The organism is Paenibacillus sp. MMO-177 (assembly GCF_037147795.1).
Taxonomy (GTDB): Bacteria; Bacillota; Bacilli; order Paenibacillales; family Paenibacillaceae; genus Pristimantibacillus.
In genome coordinates this window covers 17,212-36,624 of the sequence record NZ_JBBCUR010000011.1, presented here as the reverse complement: position 1 = coordinate 36,624, position 19,413 = coordinate 17,212, and the positions used below count along the sequence as shown (strand labels likewise).

19 protein-coding genes are annotated in these 19,413 nt (G+C 49.9%); 3 read left to right on the top strand and 16 right to left on the bottom strand.

What is annotated here, in order from left to right; translation table 11 throughout:
• Positions 1 to 839 precede the first annotated feature (839 nt).
• From WFK81_RS25540 to WFK81_RS25505, 8 genes are read right to left on the bottom strand one after another with little or no spacing between them, the layout of a single operon-like run.
• Positions 840 to 2,597, bottom strand: a complete 1,758-nt coding sequence (locus tag WFK81_RS25540) for a sulfatase-like hydrolase/transferase (RefSeq protein ID WP_336789548.1) — start codon at positions 2,595 to 2,597, stop codon at positions 840 to 842.
• 25 nt (positions 2,598 to 2,622) lie between these two features.
• Positions 2,623 to 3,585: a formylglycine-generating enzyme family protein gene (locus WFK81_RS25535; RefSeq protein WP_336789546.1), complete on the bottom strand. Its 963-nt coding sequence runs from the start codon at positions 3,583 to 3,585 to the stop codon at positions 2,623 to 2,625.
• Positions 3,578 to 4,882, bottom strand: coding sequence for a sulfatase-like hydrolase/transferase (locus WFK81_RS25530; RefSeq protein ID WP_336789544.1), 1,305 nt, complete (start codon positions 4,880 to 4,882; stop codon positions 3,578 to 3,580). Before WFK81_RS25530 ends, WFK81_RS25535 begins: the two co-directional genes overlap by 8 nt.
• A 16-nt stretch (positions 4,883 to 4,898) precedes the next feature.
• Positions 4,899 to 5,714, bottom strand: coding sequence for an ABC transporter ATP-binding protein (locus tag WFK81_RS25525; RefSeq protein WP_336789542.1), 816 nt, complete (start codon positions 5,712 to 5,714; stop codon positions 4,899 to 4,901).
• Positions 5,680 to 6,681 carry an ABC transporter ATP-binding protein gene (locus WFK81_RS25520; RefSeq protein WP_336789541.1) on the bottom strand — a complete coding sequence of 334 codons (1,002 nt, stop codon included), beginning with the start codon at positions 6,679 to 6,681 and terminating at the stop codon, positions 5,680 to 5,682. Before WFK81_RS25520 ends, WFK81_RS25525 begins: the two co-directional genes overlap by 35 nt.
• A 13-nt stretch (positions 6,682 to 6,694) precedes the next feature.
• Positions 6,695 to 7,543 (bottom strand): ABC transporter permease, encoded by an 849-nt coding sequence (locus WFK81_RS25515; RefSeq protein ID WP_336789540.1) that lies wholly within the window; start codon positions 7,541 to 7,543, stop codon positions 6,695 to 6,697.
• A 15-nt stretch (positions 7,544 to 7,558) separates the two neighbouring features.
• Entirely contained in the window at positions 7,559 to 8,545 is a 987-nt protein-coding gene (locus tag WFK81_RS25510) for an ABC transporter permease (RefSeq protein ID WP_336789538.1), read from the bottom strand.
• Between the two features lie 15 nt (positions 8,546 to 8,560).
• A complete protein-coding gene (locus tag WFK81_RS25505; RefSeq protein ID WP_336789536.1) occupies positions 8,561 to 10,270 on the bottom strand; it encodes an ABC transporter substrate-binding protein in 1,710 nt (569 codons plus the stop codon).
• A gap of 294 nt (positions 10,271 to 10,564) precedes the next feature.
• Here WFK81_RS25505 and WFK81_RS25500 point away from each other — a divergent pair, with 294 nt between their 5' ends.
• Both WFK81_RS25500 and WFK81_RS25495 read left to right on the top strand, forming a co-directional pair.
• Positions 10,565 to 11,233 (top strand): TetR/AcrR family transcriptional regulator, encoded by a 669-nt coding sequence (locus WFK81_RS25500; RefSeq protein ID WP_336789534.1) that lies wholly within the window; start codon positions 10,565 to 10,567, stop codon positions 11,231 to 11,233.
• Positions 11,234 to 11,330: 97 nt separating this feature from the next.
• Positions 11,331 to 11,492, top strand: coding sequence for a hypothetical protein (locus WFK81_RS25495; RefSeq protein WP_336789532.1), 162 nt, complete (start codon positions 11,331 to 11,333; stop codon positions 11,490 to 11,492).
• Between the two features lie 17 nt (positions 11,493 to 11,509).
• Here WFK81_RS25495 and WFK81_RS25490 read toward each other — a convergent pair whose 3' ends face one another.
• From WFK81_RS25490 to WFK81_RS25480, 3 genes are all read right to left on the bottom strand, one after another.
• On the bottom strand, positions 11,510 to 11,953 hold the full coding sequence (locus WFK81_RS25490; protein WP_336789530.1) for a sulfatase/phosphatase domain-containing protein: 444 nt from the start codon (positions 11,951 to 11,953) through the stop codon (positions 11,510 to 11,512).
• Positions 11,954 to 12,124: 171 nt separating this feature from the next.
• On the bottom strand, positions 12,125 to 12,940 hold the full coding sequence (locus WFK81_RS25485) for a TrmH family RNA methyltransferase (RefSeq protein ID WP_336789528.1): 816 nt from the start codon (positions 12,938 to 12,940) through the stop codon (positions 12,125 to 12,127).
• Between the two features lie 8 nt (positions 12,941 to 12,948).
• Positions 12,949 to 13,614: a potassium channel family protein gene (locus tag WFK81_RS25480; protein ID WP_336789526.1), complete on the bottom strand. Its 666-nt coding sequence runs from the start codon at positions 13,612 to 13,614 to the stop codon at positions 12,949 to 12,951.
• 154 nt (positions 13,615 to 13,768) lie between these two features.
• Between WFK81_RS25480 and sspI the strand changes: the two genes are divergently transcribed.
• The gene (gene sspI, locus WFK81_RS25475; protein ID WP_336789524.1) at positions 13,769 to 13,996 is read left to right on the top strand and encodes a small acid-soluble spore protein SspI; all 228 of its coding nucleotides are present in this window, start codon (positions 13,769 to 13,771) and stop codon (positions 13,994 to 13,996) included.
• On the opposite strand, the gene WFK81_RS25470 is transcribed toward sspI, so the two are convergent.
• The 5 genes from WFK81_RS25470 to WFK81_RS25450 form a co-directional block, all read right to left on the bottom strand.
• Complete coding sequence (locus WFK81_RS25470; protein ID WP_336789521.1) at positions 13,993 to 15,192, bottom strand: alpha-D-ribose 1-methylphosphonate 5-triphosphate diphosphatase; 1,200 nt, start codon at positions 15,190 to 15,192, stop codon at positions 13,993 to 13,995. The genes sspI and WFK81_RS25470 overlap by 4 nt on opposite strands.
• A gap of 126 nt (positions 15,193 to 15,318) precedes the next feature.
• Positions 15,319 to 16,419, bottom strand: a complete 1,101-nt coding sequence (locus WFK81_RS25465) for a Gfo/Idh/MocA family protein (protein ID WP_336789519.1) — start codon at positions 16,417 to 16,419, stop codon at positions 15,319 to 15,321.
• Positions 16,406 to 17,107 carry a ThuA domain-containing protein gene (locus WFK81_RS25460; protein WP_336789517.1) on the bottom strand — a complete coding sequence of 234 codons (702 nt, stop codon included), beginning with the start codon at positions 17,105 to 17,107 and terminating at the stop codon, positions 16,406 to 16,408. The genes WFK81_RS25465 and WFK81_RS25460 overlap by 14 nt, the downstream gene beginning before the upstream one ends.
• Positions 17,108 to 17,137: 30 nt before the next feature.
• Complete coding sequence (locus WFK81_RS25455) at positions 17,138 to 18,307, bottom strand: Gfo/Idh/MocA family protein (protein WP_336789515.1); 1,170 nt, start codon at positions 18,305 to 18,307, stop codon at positions 17,138 to 17,140.
• Positions 18,308 to 18,337: 30 nt separating this feature from the next.
• Positions 18,338 to 19,342, bottom strand: a complete 1,005-nt coding sequence (locus WFK81_RS25450) for a LacI family DNA-binding transcriptional regulator (RefSeq protein WP_336789777.1) — start codon at positions 19,340 to 19,342, stop codon at positions 18,338 to 18,340.
• Positions 19,343 to 19,413: the final 71 nt, after the last annotated feature.

Here is a 19,413-nt window from a genome sequence, read left to right as displayed (position 1 = left end):
CATTCATCGTTATAAGCCTCCGTTATATGTTCATGTAATGATCATCAGCACCCCGCAAAATAGGAAATGCAAACGACATCAGCCCAAGCTGCTGGGCATATGCCGATAATCGTTCATGACATATACGTATGAAAAAAACTCCGCTGGTGTTACTGCTCCAATCGCCTAGCTGCCTAAGTACAAAGAAAAAGACTGGACGATCGATCGGTATTAACACCGAGCAATGCCAGTGTGAGTTGTAATTTAGTTTGTCATAACCTTTTGTAAGGTCTGTATGACACTAACAGAATGACAATTGTCACAAAGCGTATGTAATATCCTTTGAAGATTTCAATAAGAATGCTCACTTTACTAGATTACATCGAGAAGTTTTTTTTCAAAATCAGGACTCAAGTGATTTACCAAGTATATAATAGCTATCTTTATTTAAAGGCATCTCCATATAAACTTTAACAAGCAACTCTTGGGCCCTGGAGATAAAATTCTCTAATATTTCATTTTTAGTGCTTATCAAGCTTTTGTGAACAGATGATATGAAGCAAAGGCACATCGTGTCGCTACTGCATATAACACGTGTCTTAATCTGTACAAAGCGGTATCCTTAGCATTTTGATGTAAATCGTTATGCTGGGTCTGTTTTCTTATGCTCTTTTACTGGTTTTGAGCTAATTTAATTTTCATGGGAGTTCAACTAGTCAAACTACGCGTGTTCTATTCAGGATAGGTTATTTAATAGTAGATGGGTCATCCGGTTAACCGGGGAACACGAACTGCCCTTACCTTTACGATGTCGCCAAAAAAGGCAGCCAGAAGGCTGCCTCATAAATAGTTCAAATAAATTAAACCACTGCTTTTAAAGCTCGAATTAACGGCTGGGATTGCGGACCCAACGAGGTAATCCAATCCGTTATTATAGCTTCATCGATCGTTACAATTGAATGCTGCTTAATATATGCCGCGAGTCCACTCTCAAGAGATTCGCGCATAGCACCAGGAGCAAGGCATTTCACAGCAAAGAAAACATGCCGTCCTTTATCCGTCCACTGCTCATTCAAACCTAGTTCAATATGAATCCGCTGCCTTCTTGCCGCCTTTTCCTGTTGCAGCGTCTTTTCATCAACCATTCCATCAACTGGGATTCCCACACGTTCATACTGCTCCGCCGGAGCGTCATGCTGGCGCATCAGCTGGGCGAGCAGCTTGATCATACGTGCTTCTACAGCAGCGTCCTGAATAGGCTGTGCCTGCTTCGGATCTTGCAGAAGGTCAAACAGAAGCGTTCCATGCAGATGTGGATTCAAATAAGTCTGCGTCTTGATGACAAGCGTTCGGCAGCCTTTGGTAAAGGAGAACGGTTCCCTAAGCTGCAAATCGCTGAGCTCACTCACATGGAACCGGTTATGCATATGCGTCGGCATAAGGGTGTACTCATGCAGCGGCCCGTTATCAAAGGTTTGCGGGGCTCTCATATAAACATACCGTCCGTCCGTTACATTAATATGTCCGCCATGCATACCGAACAAGACTGCTTCACGGGCAGGCTCTCCTTGTGTGCGAAGTGTCTCCGAGATCGACTGTCCGAGCATATCCTGAGGATGCTCCGCCCCGAAATAATCGATCAACGTAGCTGGAATATCGATGGTCTGCACGAGTGCATCCGAACGCGTGCCCTTCCGTCCGTAGCGGGGATCCCATACGAATAGAGGCAGGTTCGAAATTTCATTATAGAACGGCTGAATGTTCTTCCCCCACCACTCATGCTCGCCAAGCAGGAATCCATGATCCGTATTTACGATCAGCAGGGTGTCTTCCCATAGTCCATGGCGATCAAACAGATCCAACACTTGCCCTAGATAGACGTCACACATACTGAGCAGCGCTGCATACTCATACACGACATGCTGATGCACATCCGGCGTATTTGTCGATCTGCCGTAATCCGGCCAGTCGAGATGCTTCCCTTCATACTCATGCGGATAAAGATCCTTGTACTTCTGCTGAGTAAAGAACGGTTCATGAGGATCAAACGTCTCGATCTGCAGGAACCAATGATCCTGCTCCCGGTTCTTCTCGATAAATTCAATCCCGTTCCGGAAAGTAATCGGCATAGGCTGCTTCTCTTCGGAATCCTGGTAGATGCGGTTCACCCAATCCTGGCGCCATAGGCTGCCGATCTTCGGACCCGAATGCGTCTCGGGAATATTAGGATCCTCTACATGGCCCTTCCACGGGTCCCCTTCCTGACCTCTGGCATATTCCCATGTGTTATACCGGGTATGATAGGTCGCACCGCCATCTTCGAAATAATGCGTATGGTCGGTCGATAAATGGGTATATACCCCTTTCTTTCGCAAGACATCAATGACCGAATCGTCAAACGGTTCAAGTGGTCCCCAGCTCCGGTGCAAGAAATTGTACCTGCCCGTATGAAGCTCCCTTCGCGCCGGCATGCAAGGCAAACTGCCTGCATAACAATTGTCGAACGTTACCGTCAGCTCGGATAAGCGTTTAAAATTCGGAGCATGCGTCCAGTCACAGCCATAGTTCGGAAGCATATGCCGGTTTAACGAGTCGAACATGATCATAACTGCTTTCATTGAAGATTACTCTCCCCTTTTACGGTTATTTTAAGGACTTCGCCGTGCGAAAACCGACATTGCCCGAAGAGCTGTCCGGGCTGTTCGAATTACGGGCTGCCACCCGGTAACGATTGCAATATGATTTGTGGCAGAGATAAGAACCGCCCCGCATCGATTTATTCGTTCCTGACCGCGGTCCTTGAGGATTAACTCTAACATCATGCAAGGGCGATAAAGGATGGAACCAGTCTGAGCACCATTCCCATACATTTCCTACCATATTGAATAGGCCATATCCGTTTGGAGAATAAGCATCGACCGGCGCAGTCCCGTTATAACCGTCACTGGCGTTATTTTTCACCGGGAATGCCCCTTGCCAAATGTTGCAGTGATGCTCGCCGTTAAGCTTCAGCAAGTCGCCCCACGGGTAACGCTTCTGGACGAGTCCTCCCCGTGCCGCATATTCCCACTCCGCCTCCGTCAGTAATCGCTCGCCTGCCCACTGGCAATAAGCATCGGCGTCATACCAGGATATATGTACAGCCGGGTGATCCAGACGTTCCTCCACATGAGAGCCTGTGCCTTCCGGTTGATGCCAGCTTGCTCCCTCAACGACCCACCACCATGGTGTTCGCTGCACAACACTGCGAACATTCTCCTTGGCTTCCTCTGTAACAAATAGATGGAACACATACGACCAGCCATATCTCTCCGCATCGGTTATATAACCGGTGTCCTTTACAAATGCTGAGAACTGCGCATTCGTCACGGCATGCGGCGAGATATAGAATGGATCAAGCGTCACCTCGCGGATCGGACCTTCCCCATCAGCACGAAAGCCTTCCTCATCATCTGTACCCATAAGAAAGGATCCACCTTGCAGCAGGACCATCTCTGACTCCCCCGCTTCCAGCCGGCGTTTAAGATCTGATAACCCGCTCCGGTTAGTGTCCGCATGCCTTACTTCTTGCTGCTGCGCACAGCAGCAGCCGCTCTTCTTATTCATGAACTGTCCCCCGGCTGAATCCACTGTACCAGTTCAACACGGCTTCCTTCAGCTCGGCTGTCTTCTGTGCATACTGCTCCGATTCATTAACACGCTCGCCAGGATCAGCCTCCAGATCGGATAAATGGACTGTATCAGCGGCGGTTCGGCTGAAGTCCAGCTTGCCGTTTAATACAAGCTTCCATTTTCCTTCACGGACGGCCAACTGGTTCTCATATGACCAATAAATCCGGTCATGATGTCCCTGCTCATGTTCCAGCAGTGGAACGATACTCTTCCCGTCGAGGTGATGGTCGGGGTGGTCGATGCCTGCGAGTTCCAATAAGGTAGGAACGACATCCATCATCACGCAAGGTTCCTTCACTTCCCTGCCACCGCTCCAGCGGGCAGGGAAGCTCATAAGAGCAGGCTCACGGATCCCGCCTTCAAACAGACTTCCTTTATGCCCGCGGAAGATTCCGGCTGAACCTCCATGATAAAGGTCCTCCGTCCCATCCAAATAATTGCGGGACTCGGTAGAAGGTCCGTTATCGCTCGAGAAGAAGATAACGGTGTTCTCATATTGACCGGTTTGTTTTAAAGTCTCTACAATTCGGCCGACACCATCATCGACGGCACTGATCATCGCCGCCATGATCTGTTTGTCCGCTGGCAGATCAGGATAACGGTCAATATACTCTTGCGGTGCATGCATTGGATAATGCGGGGCGTTGTATGGCACATATACCAAAAACGGTTGATCCTTATTTTGTTCCACAATAAAGGCTGTCGCTTTGTCCGTGATCAACTCGGTTAAATATTCTCCGTTGCTCCACACTTCTTGCCCGTTATGCCACAGATCATGAACCGGATTAACGCCATTACCCTGCTCCCAATAGAAAATATGTGAATAATAATCGACACAGCCGGCAAGAAAGCCAAAGCTTTCCTCAAACCCATGAGCATTGGGACTATGATCCTGATGAACACCAAGATGCCATTTTCCAAACAAACCAGTACGGTATCCTTGCTCCTTAAGCATTGAAGCAATCGTTTTTTCCCGCGCAGGCAATCCAATAGTACCTCGTTTGCCCCCTAAAATCTTTTCTACACCGATTCGGGCAGGATAACGACCAGTAAGAAGGGATGCTCTCGAAGGTGAACAAACAGGCGAATTGGAATACCAGTTCGTGAACCGGATCCCTTCCTCTGCCAGTTGATCCAGATAAGGTGTCTTAATAAAAGACGAGCCATAGCAGCCCAGATCGCTGTAGCCCAAGTCGTCACAATAAATAATAATAATATTAGGCCTCTTCATGCATTCGCCTCCACTCTTACTGCCTCATCCGGTTATGTTCAGCATCCTTCCAGCGTCTCCACGGATCAGGAGATGCTTCAAGAAGCGCTTTCGTATAAGCATGCTTAGGATTGGCAATGATCTCCTCGGTGCTGCCGCTCTCCACAATTCTTCCTTTGTACATAATAAGAATGCGGTCAGACATATATCTGGCGCTGCCAAGATTATGTGTAATCCAGACCAATGACAGGTCGAAGTCCTGCTTTAAATCAAGCATAAGATTCATAATGTCGATGCCAACCGATACATCCAGCATGGAAGTCGGTTCATCTGCAATGAGCACACGGGGATCAATGCCAAGAGCCCGAGCAATCATCACCCGCTGCTTCTGACCGCCTGAAAGTTGGGAGGCATATTTATCTAAATACATCTCAGCCGGGTTTAACCCTACTTTTTGAAGCAATTCGATGACCTTTGCTTTTATATCCCCTTTGCCACCATGCAGTTTCAGCGGCCGGCCGATGATCTCATATACTCGCTGATTCGGATTCATCGTTTCGAATGGATCCTGGAAGATCATCTGTACATCTTTAGCGATTGCTTTCCTAGCCATAGAACGCCTACTCAAGTCACGGCCCTCAAAGCGGATTTGACCGCTTGTTGGCTCGATCAAATGAACGAGCATACGGGCGAGAGTGCTTTTTCCGCTGCCGGACTCTCCGACTATAGCCAGCACTTCGCCCTTATTCAGAGCAAACGAAACCTCGCTAACTGCCTCTACCGTATTCCGGTTAAGGAAGGATCCGGATCCAAACGTCTTACTTACGTTGTCCGCCTGCATAATGAAGCTCATCTGCCGTCACCTCCTTTCCATAAAGATGGCATGCGACCATGCCTTTCTCATCAACTAGCTCCTGAGGAATCATTGAACCACAGATTTCGCTGGCAAAAGCGCATCGGGATTGGAACCGGCATCCCGTCTGCTTGATTCTAAGATCTGGAGGCGACCCGGGAATACCCGCAATTCTTGTTCTTGGTCCATGAAGCGAAGGAAATGATCGGAGCAAGCCTTGCGTATATGGATGTCTCGGATTTGTAAGTAGCTGCTCGCTACTCCCGATCTCTACCATTTTGCCGGCATACATAATGCCTATCCGGTCGCATATTTCAAGCATTAACGGAAGGTCATGCGTAATGAACAAGACAGAGAAATTCATCTCTTTCTGAAGCTCCATAATACGGGTAACAATCGCCTTCTGGGTAAGCACATCAAGCGCCGTCGTCGGCTCATCCATAATAATGAGATCCGGTTCGAGCGCCAGAGCCATCGCAATAACAACACGCTGCCTCATACCGCCCGATAGCTCATGGGGATAACTGCTCAGCTTGCCCGCAGGCAGCTCAACCAGTTCAAGAAGCGATTTTGCCCGCTCAAAGGCATCACGAGGCGAGGTTTTTGGTTCATGGGATAAAATAACATCCGTCAGCTGAGCCCCGATCCGCATAACGGGATTAAGATTGCTCATGGCGCTTTGCAGCACGACAGACATGCCGGACCATCGGTAACGAATAAATTCCGCATCCGATAGCTGCGTAAGCTCCTTACCGTCAAACTCTATGCTCCCTCCGGCAAGCCGGGCAGGAGGCTGCAGCAGACGGCAGATTCCGAAAGCTGTCGTTGATTTGCCGCAGCCGGACTCTCCCGCCAACCCGAAGATTTCTCCCCGCGCGATCGAGAAGCTTACACCGTCAACGGCTTTAACGGGTCCCCTCGGCGAGTCGTACTCGACCTGAAGTTCTTTTACTTCCAATAAGCTCATCAGCCCAAACCTCCTAGGTGAATTGCTGCTGGGCGCCGCGCTTGGAACGGAAGCGCTCCAATATGCCGTTGCCAAGCAGTACGAATCCGAAGCAGAATAACGCAATGGCAAGACCAGGCGGGATAATCCACCACCAAGCGTCGTACATGATGGCGTTATTCGTATGAGCGAGTGCCAGAATCGTACCCCAGCTTACATTTCTCGGGTCGCCAATGCCTAGAAAGCTGAGTCCCGCTTCAGCAAGGACGGCCTGTGTCGTTACACTAACGAAGTTCGCCGCGATGATCGGCAGTAAATTAGGCAATATTTCTTTCACCATAATCGTGAAATTACTCATCCCTGCCACTTTGGCTGCTTCCACATACCCCCGCTGCCGCTCCGATAACGTCTGGCTGCGAATACTGCGTGCCATGTAGAGCCAGCTTAATAGACCAATAACGAGAATGATGCTGCTAAGTCCCATTGACGGCAGGAAAGACGCAAGAATAATCATAAGGGCCATGATTGGAAGAATAAGCAGCAGATCGACCAGGAACATCAATGCATCGCTTACCCATCTGCGGTAATAGCCTGCAATGAGTCCCACCAGCACGCCAATAACCGTCGTCATAGCACCCGCCAGAATCCCTACCCATACGGACGTTTGCGTTCCATAGATTAATTGGGAGAACACATCCTGCCCGTAACTGTCTGTTCCCAGCAGATGAGTGCCGGAAGGCTTAAGCCAAGCCTCGAACTCTATATAATTTTTCGCATAGGGAGCAATAAGCTTCCCTGCTGAAGCCAGCAGGATGAAGACGAACAATATCGTCAGTCCCGCCAGCAGCTTGTTATTCAATCTTTGATTTGATTTATTTTTCATATGTCCGGCAGCCTCCTAGTTCAAATTAACGCGGGGATCTATAAACGGATAGATGAGGTCCGCTATCAGGTTCACCACGATAATCGACACCGCAATAACGAGGAATGTGCCTTGAATAAGAGGATAGTCATGATTAAGAATCGCGTTGTAGGTAAGCATGCCAAGACCCGGATAAGAGAACACAATCTCCATCGTGATCGCCCCTCCTACAACATGGCCAAGCGACAGCATGAAGCCTGTAAAAGAAGGCAGAAATGCATTGCGGATTCCATAATGAAATACACGTCTTCTGGAAGACAGCCCTTTCGCACGCGCTAGCACCATATAATCTTCCGACAGCACGCGGATCAAGTTGTTCCGCAATACGAGAATATGGCTGGCTGCAGAGGCTAATGCCATTGAAGCAATAGGCAGCACGGCATGATAAGCAATAGATCGGAATTGCTGGGAAGGCGTGAGCGTATCATACTCAACCGGAATGGCCTGCCCCATCGGGAACCAGCCTAGCTTGTAGGCGAACAGCAGAATAAGCAGAATTCCGACCCAGAAATACGGAACGGAGTTAATGAAGAAGCTGACGCCAAGCGCTGTTTGATCGAACCAGGAACCAGGCTTCAGCGCGCCTTTGACAGCAATAAGCCAGCCAATGAAATAGCTGAGGAGGGTTGCAATCAGAACGATGCCAACCGTCCAGGGAAGAGCGTTCCAGATGACTTCCTTCACCGGAACAGGATAATTGAAGTAGGAAATGCCCAGATTTCCATGAAGAAGCTGTACGATGTAGTTGCTGAATTGATGAACCAGGCTTGGGTTGTCGAGTCCAAATTGCTTGCGCAGCTCATCGGCTACCTCCGCTGAACCAAGCGCTGTTTGCGAAGCGATCATTTCAGCCGGGTCACCGCCAATTAGACGCGGCAATATGAAATTCAAAATAATGGCAGCGAGGAGAGTGGCGAAAGCAAAAGCCACTCTCCGAACCACATAAGACAGTTGAATTCTCATTGTTCATGCTCCTATTTATTTCTTTGTCAGCTTTTCTAGAGAAATAACGGATGTAGCAGGCACCGAAGTATCGTAATTTGTAAAGGCTGTCTCACTATACGGAATCTTACCTGTGCTGTACATGGTTACAACCGGAACAAGCTCGGCAATACGCGCCTGTACTTTCTTGTACAGCTCGCCTCTCTCATCTGCGCTTGCCGATGCAGCCTGATCAAGCCAAGCATCAATCTGCTCGTCACGAAATCTCGCCCAGTTAAGACCTGGCGTATTCTGCCCGCTTGGAGCGGTCATTTTGCTATGGAACACTTCAAGAGCCGCTTGCGGATCCGGTGGAACCGTAATTCCATTCTGAATCAAGTCGTAATTGCCGGCTGTAGCTAAGCTGGTTAATTCAGGCCATGTGGCTAATTTGATCATTGTCTCAATGCCCGCCTGCTTAAGCCATTCTGTAACCATGGCTCCCTCTTTGTTCTGAGCCGGTGCATTGGCGGCCATGTAGTATGTAAAGGAGAGCTTGACACCATCCTTCTCATAAATTCCTTTGTTGTTCTTCGAATAACCCGCATCCGTCAGTGTCTTGTTCGCCTGCTCGATGTTGAATTGAAGCTCCGGCTTATCCGTAAGGCTCGCGTCTACGAGACTGCCGAAGCCTTGAGATAAGAAGCCTGGGTTGCCTATAGTTGCAGCGCCCATCTCCCCTTTCTCGACGATCTCTTTACGGTTGACCGCGAGTTGAATCGCTTTGCGTACGGCAGGGTCGCTCAGACCAGGCTTCTCATTATTAATAATGACAGCATATGAGGACAAGCCCGGGAACTGCTGGAGCTTATTATCCTTATTTTCGAGCAGCTTAGGCAGACTTGGCATCGCAATCGTGCCTGTTGTCCCCTGAATCTCTCCTTTTTGCAGAGATAGCGTAACGGCTGGCGAATCCTTGAATCGCTGGATGATGAGCTCGGTTATGTTCGGAGCACCCAGGTAGAACTCTTTGTTTGCGTCAAGCAGAATAGCGCTCTCGTTAATATTGCGGAATACAAAGGCGCCTGTACCGATTGGCTGCTTATTGAGGAACGTTTCCGGATCCTCTTTCTCATAAATGTGCTTTGGCACGATTTGTACAGTGGATAAGTAGTTAGGCAAGGACGGGAACGCGCTGTTCAATTGAAAGACAACAGTATCAGGCCCGCTGGCTGTTACCTGGCTAAGACGAGTCTCCTTCCACAGCTGGTAGGAGTCCAGCACCGGATGCTCCTTCAGCACTTGGAAAGTATAAGCGACGTCATCGGCTGTAAATGGCTGACCGTCATGCCACTTGGCCTTCAGATTAAGCTTGACTGTAAATGTTTTTTGATCGTCCGACCAAGTGCCTTGGTCAGCCGCTAACCGGTTGATCAGCTTGCCTTCAACCGGATTGAAGTAATACAGTGCATCGTAAATATAATCAAACAATGGCCGGTAATTTCCTGTTTTCAGGAAAGGATTAAAGTTGTTTACCTGCTCAGGATTAACAATATCGCCAAGCCGGTAGGAGATTTTCGCTGTTGAACCTGATGAAGCTGCTTCCGGCTTAGCCGACTCATTGCCTGACGGCGCAGCTGCCGAAGAATCTCCGTTATTGCTGCTGTTGCTACTGCACCCTGCGATCACCGAGAACGACAGCATCGCGGTTAATGCAATCGAAAGGAGCTTTTTGTTTTTACCTGCGCTTAATAAAGAAAAACCCATTTGATAACCCTCCATTCATTCTCTGCCGATCATCCAGGTAACAAAAAAACACAATACAAGTAATCGCACAGCATGCAATGACTCGCATTGTGTCTCCGGAGGACCGGTAGATACAATTTCTATCTGAATAGTCGGTTATTATCTTCCAATTCATTATACAACTGTAGTTTACAGGTTGTAAATACCCATAAACATAATGTTTATTTCTTCGGGATGAAAAGGTACAATATAACATTATCCATGTTATAATTCATCAGGACGGTATAACCGAGAAGGAAAAGAGGCTGATTAGGGTTGAAGAAATGGGAAGAAGAATTAGATGATCTGCGTGTTAAACGGCGGGATCAGATTCTGGAGGCGGCCAGAACGACCTTTCTGGAGAAGGATATGGCCCTTGTAACCATGGTTGATATTGGTGCTGCGGCAGGTGTCAGCCGGGTGACCTTGTATAAATATTTTAATTCCATTCATGAGATTGTCTTTGAAATTCAAATCAAAATTATGAATGAGATCTCCGTATATTTTGAGGTTGGCGGTGATGCCGGTAAGAACGGCGCGGAGAAACTAACACAGCTCATATACGGCTGGTTCCAGTTGTATCACGACAAGCCGGAACATCTTCGGTTTATCGCTTTGTTCGACCACTTCTACCGTAATGCCTTTCCATCCGAGGACCTTCGCAAACGCTACCGCCACTCCATGGAAAGCCGTGGAGAGAAGTTGAAATCTGTAATCGAAGAAGGTATACGCGACGGCTCCATTCATCCTACCTTCGATCCGATTATCCTTGATTCGATGATTCAAAATACCGTTATCAGCATGATGTCCCGTATGGCTACACGCGGACATCTCATCCAAAAGCAGTGGGGCATCGATCCGGAGAATATACTTGCTTATCTGCTGCAATTTATTTCTCAGTTCATACGGGTTAATCCTGATCCGACCGTGTTTAAGCTGCCTTGATTGTAATTACAGAACAGCCCCCCATCGTTATTCTGTCAATGGGGGGCTGTTAAACTATATGTTTATTCATTGGCGTTCCCCAAGGAACCCCAGATGCATGAGCATAATTAAAAAGCTTTTATTATCCGTTATTTCTTTTCCGATAGGCAGTTCCATTCTCAAATTGTTCGTTCCATTCGGGGGCGGCGATACCTTCTACCTTGCCCTGCAGAAGTCGGTCTTCGTTACGGCTCATCCATACTTCAACCTTGCTTCTTAATTCCAACAGGACATCCTTCATGGTATCATCATGAACCAGATTACGAGTCTCCAGCGGAAAATCCCCAGGTCGTACAGTTCCTCTGGAACATTTGGAATGTAATAGGCTTCCCTAACATCCTGTCCGGACAAGCTCCGGTGTATATCCAGCGGCAAATAGACCGATGGACCGTCTTCAAAGTTACGGATGTACTTGTATTTCTCCGTTCGAATGCCTCGCATTGGGTGGTAAAGATCATGCCAGGTCAGCTCCGAGAAAAAATGGTCACGCACTGGCTGTTCCGTCCTGCTCGCGATCCGATCCCAGAAGCTCTTCCCATCAATGCCATCCGGAACAGGAATATCTGCATAGGTCAGCAGAGTCGGCATCAGATCGATGTTGCAGAGCGAATCATCCGCAACCTGACCTTGGCCGAGATAGGCTGGGTGACGTATGATTAAAGCCGTCTCCAGTCCCCTCATCAAAAAAACAGAACATATGTTCATATAATTGTTATTTTTTTGTTCTCAAATTGATTAATATCTATCCGCTTAAATGACAGAAACTCCTTATTAACTATGAAGTTTCGCTTAATTTGAACCGTCTCTCTTGTGACAAAATACGTTCCAGCTAGTGACAAACTGAATTACAACTCACAACTGCGGGTTTATTTTTGCAGGATATTTCCGCTGCCTCAAAGCCTCATACAACAACACCGTCGCGGCCATCGCGACGTTCAGCGACTCCGCTTCGCCCTCCATCGGAATAATAACCGATTCATCAACCGTCTGCCTTACCGCTTCGGACAGTCCCTCCGATTCATTGCCCATCAGGAGCCAAGTGCCTGCCGTCCAATCATATGTATAGCAAGTGTGCGTCGCTTGCAGGCTTGTCCCGACAAGCTTGATTCCTTTGCTTTGCGCCTCTGGCAGCAGCTCCGCAAGATCCGCCTCAATAATCGGCAGGTGAAAGAGCGAACCCATCGTCGAACGCACCGTCTTCGGGTTATACAAATCTACGCTGCCTTTACCCAGCACAACCGCATCGGCGCCAACCGCATCCGCGCTGCGGATAATGGTGCCGACGTTGCCCGGATCTCGCACTCCGTCAAGGACAACTACAAGGCTGTTATTCCGGAACAAAGCGGTATCGTCTCGCTTCAATTTCTCCAGCACGGCGAACACCGGCGGCGGCGTATCGGTTCCCGTGCATTTCGCCATGACTTGCGCTGTTGCCTGCACCCATTCCGCTTTGCCCTCCCGGGCTAACTGCCCAAGCTCATGCGGGATGCCGCGCTCCGTATTATATACGACGCATTGCACGTCAGCGGAGGATGTGAAGGCTTCCTGCACCAGATGGACGCCTTCGATAATAAAAAGGCCTGTCCGGTCCCGATATTTTTTATCCAGCAAGGAAGCCCACTGCTTCACGCGTTCATTTTGGATAGAGGTTAATAATAAATGATTCATAATTCCGATCAGCCTTCCGAATAAGCTATTTCCAAACTGGATAAATCCGAATTTCTTCCAACGATAACAAGGACATCCTCCGAACGGATCAGATCATCCGGATAAGGAGCGATGTTCATTTGTCCATTCGTTTTGATCGCCATCACATTGCATTTGAATTTCGCCCGGATGTCGAGCTGCTTGAGGCTCTTCCCGATCATCGCTTCAGGCGCTTTCAGATCAATAATGCTGTGATCCTCCGATATTTCAATATACTCCAGGATGTTAGGAGAAATTAAATGATGAGCGACGCGCAGGCCCATATCCCGCTCCGGATAGACTACTTTATCCGCACCGATCTTGGTTAATACTTTGCCGTGCAGTTCGTTTTGCGCTTTAACAACAATCGTTTTCACGCCAAGATCCTTCAGGATCAGCGTAGTGAGAATACTTGCTTGAATATCTTCCCCAATCGCAACCACGACAACGTCAAAGTTACGAATGCCAAGAGAACGAAGCGCTTCTTCATCCGTTGAATCCGCCGAGACTGCATGGGTGACTTTATTGATGGCATCCTGAATACGGTCTTCGCTCGAATCAATGGCCAGCACCTCAAAGCCCATTTCCGTTAGCGAACTGGCGATGCTGGAACCAAAACGCCCCATTCCGATGACTGCAAATTGTTTTTTGGCCATTTCGTTCATCCTACTCCCTTCAAAGCATGCAAGATGCGCTTACGACATTGCCTAATCCTGAATATTATAGCATATCCACCACGCCCGGATGAAAATCGCCTGATTCGGAAACAGTAAGGGAGTACAATTCAAAGAAGACTTGGAGGGAATCCGATTGATTAATCTGGATTTGCGTCAAGCCATTATCAAGAACGTCGGAAACAATACAAAAGAAGAAATAAAGGACGTTATTGAAGACTCCATCGGCAATGAGGAAAAAACGCTCCCCGGACTTGGCGTATTATTCGAGCTGATCTGGAAAGAAATATCCGCCGAGGAGCAGTCAAGGCTCGTTGATGCCTTGCATTCGAAGCTTCAGCAACTGAAGCCGGCTGCAACCTAAAGCACATCCGCTGTATAAACCGTTTTACCGCCAACGATCGTCCGCGTGACCCAAGGATGACCCTGGTATTGATCAACAAGAATTAAATCTGCGGCTTTACCCGGCGCAATCGCTCCGTAACGATCGGCAATGCCAAGCGCCTGCGCCGGGTAAAGAGTCCCCAATCGTACAGCCGCCGGCAAATCCAACACCTCCTGCTCTGCAAGCATAAAGATAGCCTTCAATAAAGAGGACGGATGATAATCCGAGCAGATAATAGCGGCCTTTCCTTCCTTAATAACATCCAATGCGCGCAGGTTATGATCATGGGATCCTCCCCTGACGAGATTAGGCGCTCCCACGCATACGAATAGGCCTGAATTGGCGGCATAACGGGCTGTTTCCATATTAATTGGAAATTCCGTTACGGAAACGCCAAAGCCCCTCGAACGCTCTACCTGTTCAACCGAATCATCATCATGAGAAGCCAATCGAATGCCCTGCCGTTCAGCCAAACGGCTTAGCTCGCGGAGATTCTCCCAATCAATCTGATTTCGGCGCATAAGCAGCTCTTCCACAATAACCTGTACTTCCTCGATGCCAACGCCTTGATTTTTCATCACATATCGTTCGAAAGAACCCGGTGCCCTATACTGCCCTTGACCCGGAGAATGATCCATAAAGGATAAATAATCAATCTTTCGTTCTTTGATATACTGTTCAACGATTGGATAACCCGCCAAATAAGAAACCTCATAACGCAAATGAATCCGGTTGCGAATGACCGAGCGCTCTCTCCGGTACCGATCGATAAACTCGACCATTCCGGTCAACAAATGATCCCCTCGCAAGCTCAGCCCGACTCCAAGCGACAAAGAATGGTACATCGTGGTGATGCCGTGAAGCGGCATTTTGCGTTCAAATTCCAGGAACGACATCTCGATCGGAAACAATGTGTTGGGCCTCGGCTGCACTTCCTTCTCAATTGCGTCGTTATGAATATCTATTAATCCGGGGAGAATATATCGCCCTGCCGCGTCAATTGGAATTATAGCTTCATCTCCGCAGCGAAGCTCATACTGCCGAATAGCATGTTCGTCTGCCAGAAGAGCGTCAATGATACCGTCCTTCACGGCGACCGCTTTCGAAACAAGCTGGTCTTCAAGCACAACTATCCCATTTCGGATAAGCAGACGGTTTTGCGTTTGAGCAATCATCAGGCCATAACCCCTTTCATGCTTCTCCCCAAAAGATACCATAATTTAACTCTATTCATAAGAGGGTTGAGGCGAAAAAAAGCCGGCGGGATACCCGCCGACCTCATATTGCTTATATTTAATGGATTAGTCCAAGCTGTTTGGCTGAAGACCAAGCGTAAACGGCGCCGGCTTCTCGGAGCTGCTCTTCATCGTATAATGCGCGCCTTGCTCGGCTGCATCGAAGAAGCCATGCATCGCTTCCAGCACATGATAAGCAAGCTCGCCGCTTGGACGCGCTTTGCGTCCGGTAAGCGCTGCTTTCGCAAGATCGGCAGCGCCTAGACCGCGTACGTTATCCGTGTTCGGATACACGAGCGGGATCTCCGACCATTCATGCGAACCCGCGCGTTTGAATTGGATAGGACCGCCAAACGTATTGGGATCGGGAACAAGCAACGTTCCGGCGGAGCCGTATACTTCGATGCGAGGCAAGGTCGAGCCGCCCTTTACATCAAAGGTTTGCAGAATCGTGCCAATCGGGCCGGCTGCGAATTCGATGATACCCGCGACATGCGTTGGAATCTCAACCTGAATCTTTTGCCCGAACTTCGGCTGGCTGGTAATGGTCCGTTCAGGGAACGAAGCGCGGGCCATGCCGGTTACGCGGCTGATAGGTCCAAGCATCGCTACCATAGCCGTCAGATAGTAGGGCCCCATATCAAACATCGGGCCGCCGCCCTTCTGATAGTAAAACTCAGGAGCCGGATGCCAAGTCTCATGACCGCCCGACATCATAAAGGCCGTTGCTCCGATTGGCGTGCCAATCCAGCCGTCTTCGATCAGCTTGATGCTCGTCTGGATACCGCCGCCAAGGAACGTATCCGGCGCGCTTCCCACAAGCAGCCCTTTGCGTGCCGCCAGCTCAAGCACCGCTTGCGCTTCTTCGCGGGTAACCGCAAATGGCTTCTCCACGTACACATGCTTGCCGGCTTCAAGCGCCTGCAGGCATACCGCCGCATGCGCCTGCGGTATCGTCAGGTTGATGACCATTCCGATTTCCGGATCGGCCAGCAGCTCTTCCACCGAGCAGCCGCGGATCCCGAATTCCTCGGCTTTTGCCCTCGCGCGGTCTACATCCAGATCGGCGCAAGCAACAATTTCCATCGAATCGAATTTCGTGCCGTTGTTCAAATACGCGCTGCTGATATTGCCAGTTCCGATAACGCCGACCTTAAGCTTTTGCATGAGCGTGAGTCCCTCCGTTTACCGCTGCTGTTTTGCCTTCCGCACACCAGTTGAAGCCCCGGCGCATCATTTCTTTGACAACGGGAATATCGATAATGTTGGCTTGATGGCCAAGCGAGTTGTAATAGACGCGTCCGACACCCCAGCGCTTCGTCCAGGCTACCGGCATATCAACCGCCTTATTCAGGGAATGTGGTCCTTCGACAACCGGGAACCGGGTTGTTGCAAGCACTTCAACAGCCGGATCGACGTGCATGTAATACTGCTCCGTGCTGACTTCAAAGTCCTCAATGCCTTCCGTCAGCGGGCTGGAGCTATGCTTGATGTTCACGACATAATCCGTACCGTCATTGCCTGGATGCGCTACCCATTGTCCGCCGGTCATGAACTGCCAGTCTACGTTTTCCCGGAAAGCATCGCACATGCCGCCATGGCAGCCGGCAAGGCCAACGCCGCTTTGAACGGCTTCCGATACGTTTTGCACATACTCCGGCTTAATCTTATCCATTGTCCAGATCGGAACGATCAGATCGAGGCCCTTCAGCTTTTCCCCGTCCGCAAACGCGTCCAGCGTATCCGATACTTCAACCTCGAAGCCTTCCTTCGCCAGCACGTCTTGAAAAATACCTGCAACTTCCTTCGGCTGATGGCCGTCCCAGCCGCCCCATACGATCAATGCTTTTCTCATCGTCTTCGTTAGTCTCCTCTGCCCGCAGAATTATTGGAACTCTTTCAAAGCAACCCAGCGACGTTCCGCAATCGAACGCTCTACCGCAACAAGAACCTCTTGGCATCTCACGCCGTCATGGAAGTTTGGCACCGGCTGGCGGTCCTCCGCGATTGCCGTCATCAGCTCATGAACCTCATGGGTGAACGTATGCTCGTAACCGATTGTGTGACCGGCAGGCCACCAGGCATCCATATAAGCATGGGAAGCATCCGTTGCCAGTACGCGGCGGAAGCCTTGCACATCGTCGGCATCCTCCGTGAAGTACACCTGCAGCTCGTTCATCCGTTCGAAGTCGAACTTGATGCTGCCTTTGCTGCCGTTAATTTCGAACGCATTTGTACAACGGTGGCCTGCCGCAAAGCGGGTCGCCTCAAAGCTGCCAAGCGCGCCATTCTCGAACCTTGTCAGGAACAGAGTGGCATCGTCAACGGTTACTTCGCCGCGAGGCGCATCCGCACCGCTCTTTGTTGCGCTAAGGCCCGTCATCGATTCGGACACCGGACGTTCCTTGACGAAGGTCTCTTCCATCCCGATGACTTCCTGGAACTCGCCAACGAGGAAACGGGCCATATCGATCAAGTGAGCGCCAAGGTCGCCATGCGAGCCGGAACCTGCGATTTCCTTCTTCAGGCGCCATACCAGCGGGAATTCCGGATCAAGAATCCAGTCCTGCAGGAAGACGGCGCGGAAATGATGGATTTTACCGATACGGCCTTCCGAGATCAGCTTTTTCGCCAATTGGACAGCCGGAGCAAAACGGTAGTTGAAGCCAACCATATGCTTCACGCCTGCTTTCTCGGCGGCAACCAGCATCTCGTTTGCATCCTCCAGCGTCAGCGCGAGGGGCTTCTCGCAGAACAGATGCTTGCCCGCTTGAGCGGCCGCAATGGCAATCTCCTTGTGAGCATCGCTTGGCGCATTAATGTCGATCAGGTCGATATCTTCGCGCGCGACCAGCTTGCGCCAATCCGTCTCGCTGCTTTGCCAGCCGAACTGCGTCCGCGCCTTCTCGAGACCCACCGGATCACGGCCGCAGATCGCCGTCATTTCAGGCAGTAACGCGGTTTCCGGGAAAAACATCGGCAGCGCGCGGTACGCGTTGCTGTGTGCCTTGCCCATAAATTTATATCCAACCATTCCGACACGAAGTTTGCTCATTCTTTAACTACCGCCTCTCGAATACGTATTTTAGGTTGTTTCTCGCTTAACGAGTTGAACGGGAAGAATCGTATTCCCCGGCTCTTCGGTTTCCGTTGCCAGCAGCTTCATGGCTGCTTTTCGTCCCATCTCGTAAAAAGGAACCGATACCGTCGACAGCTTGGGCGTTACGATTCTCGAGCTGTCCGAGTCATCGTAACCAATCAGGCCGATATCCTTGCCCGCTTCAATGCCGTGCTCCCGAAGGCCGTCCATCAGGCCAATCGCCATCCGGTCATTTGCCGCAAAGACAGCGTCGATCTGTTCGCCTTTGATTCCATTTGCTATCCGTGTCGCTGCCTCATAACCGCTCTTCCTGCTGTAATTGCCGGTGAAGACTCTCTCTCTCACATGCTGAATTCCCGCTTCCTCCAGCGCACGCTTATAGCCGGCAAGCCTGTCCCCGCTGCTCGAGAAGGCTTCTGGCCCGTTCAGGAAGGCAATCCGCTTGAATCCGTTTGCAATAAGATGCTGAACGGCGGTGTAGCTTCCCGACTCATGGTCCGCATCAACGGTCAGGTATCCTTCCTCGTCAAACCGCTGGTTCACGAGGCAGAATGGATAACCTTCCTCCTTAAGCTCGGCTAACGCGGCACGTTCCTCGGCAACATTTTGAGCGCCAAGCACGATACAGGCATCCACCTTCTGCGTCCGGAACAGCTTTGCGTAATCACGCGGACTGTCCGGCTCCCGGAAAATGAGCAGCAGATCATAGTTGCAGGCTTTCGCCGCCTCGCCAATCCCGCTTAATATTTCCGCGAAGTAATAGGTCGAGAACAGATGAACCTTCGGCACAAACGGCAGAATGACGCCAACGTTCCCGCTTTTCCTTCTGGCAAAACGCTGGGCAAGCGCATTAGGCACATAACCCAGCTCTTTGGCGGCCTCCAGCACGCGGATACGAGTCTCTTCCTTAATAGGCCCTACATTGTTAAGTACCCGGGATACCGTTGCTTCCGATACACCGGCCAGCTTCGCTACTTCTTTCCTGCTGATAGTCGGCGCCTCCTGTTATTGCATTTATTGCTTCTTTCATTCGCTGCTGTTAAATCTGTAATGTACACGCG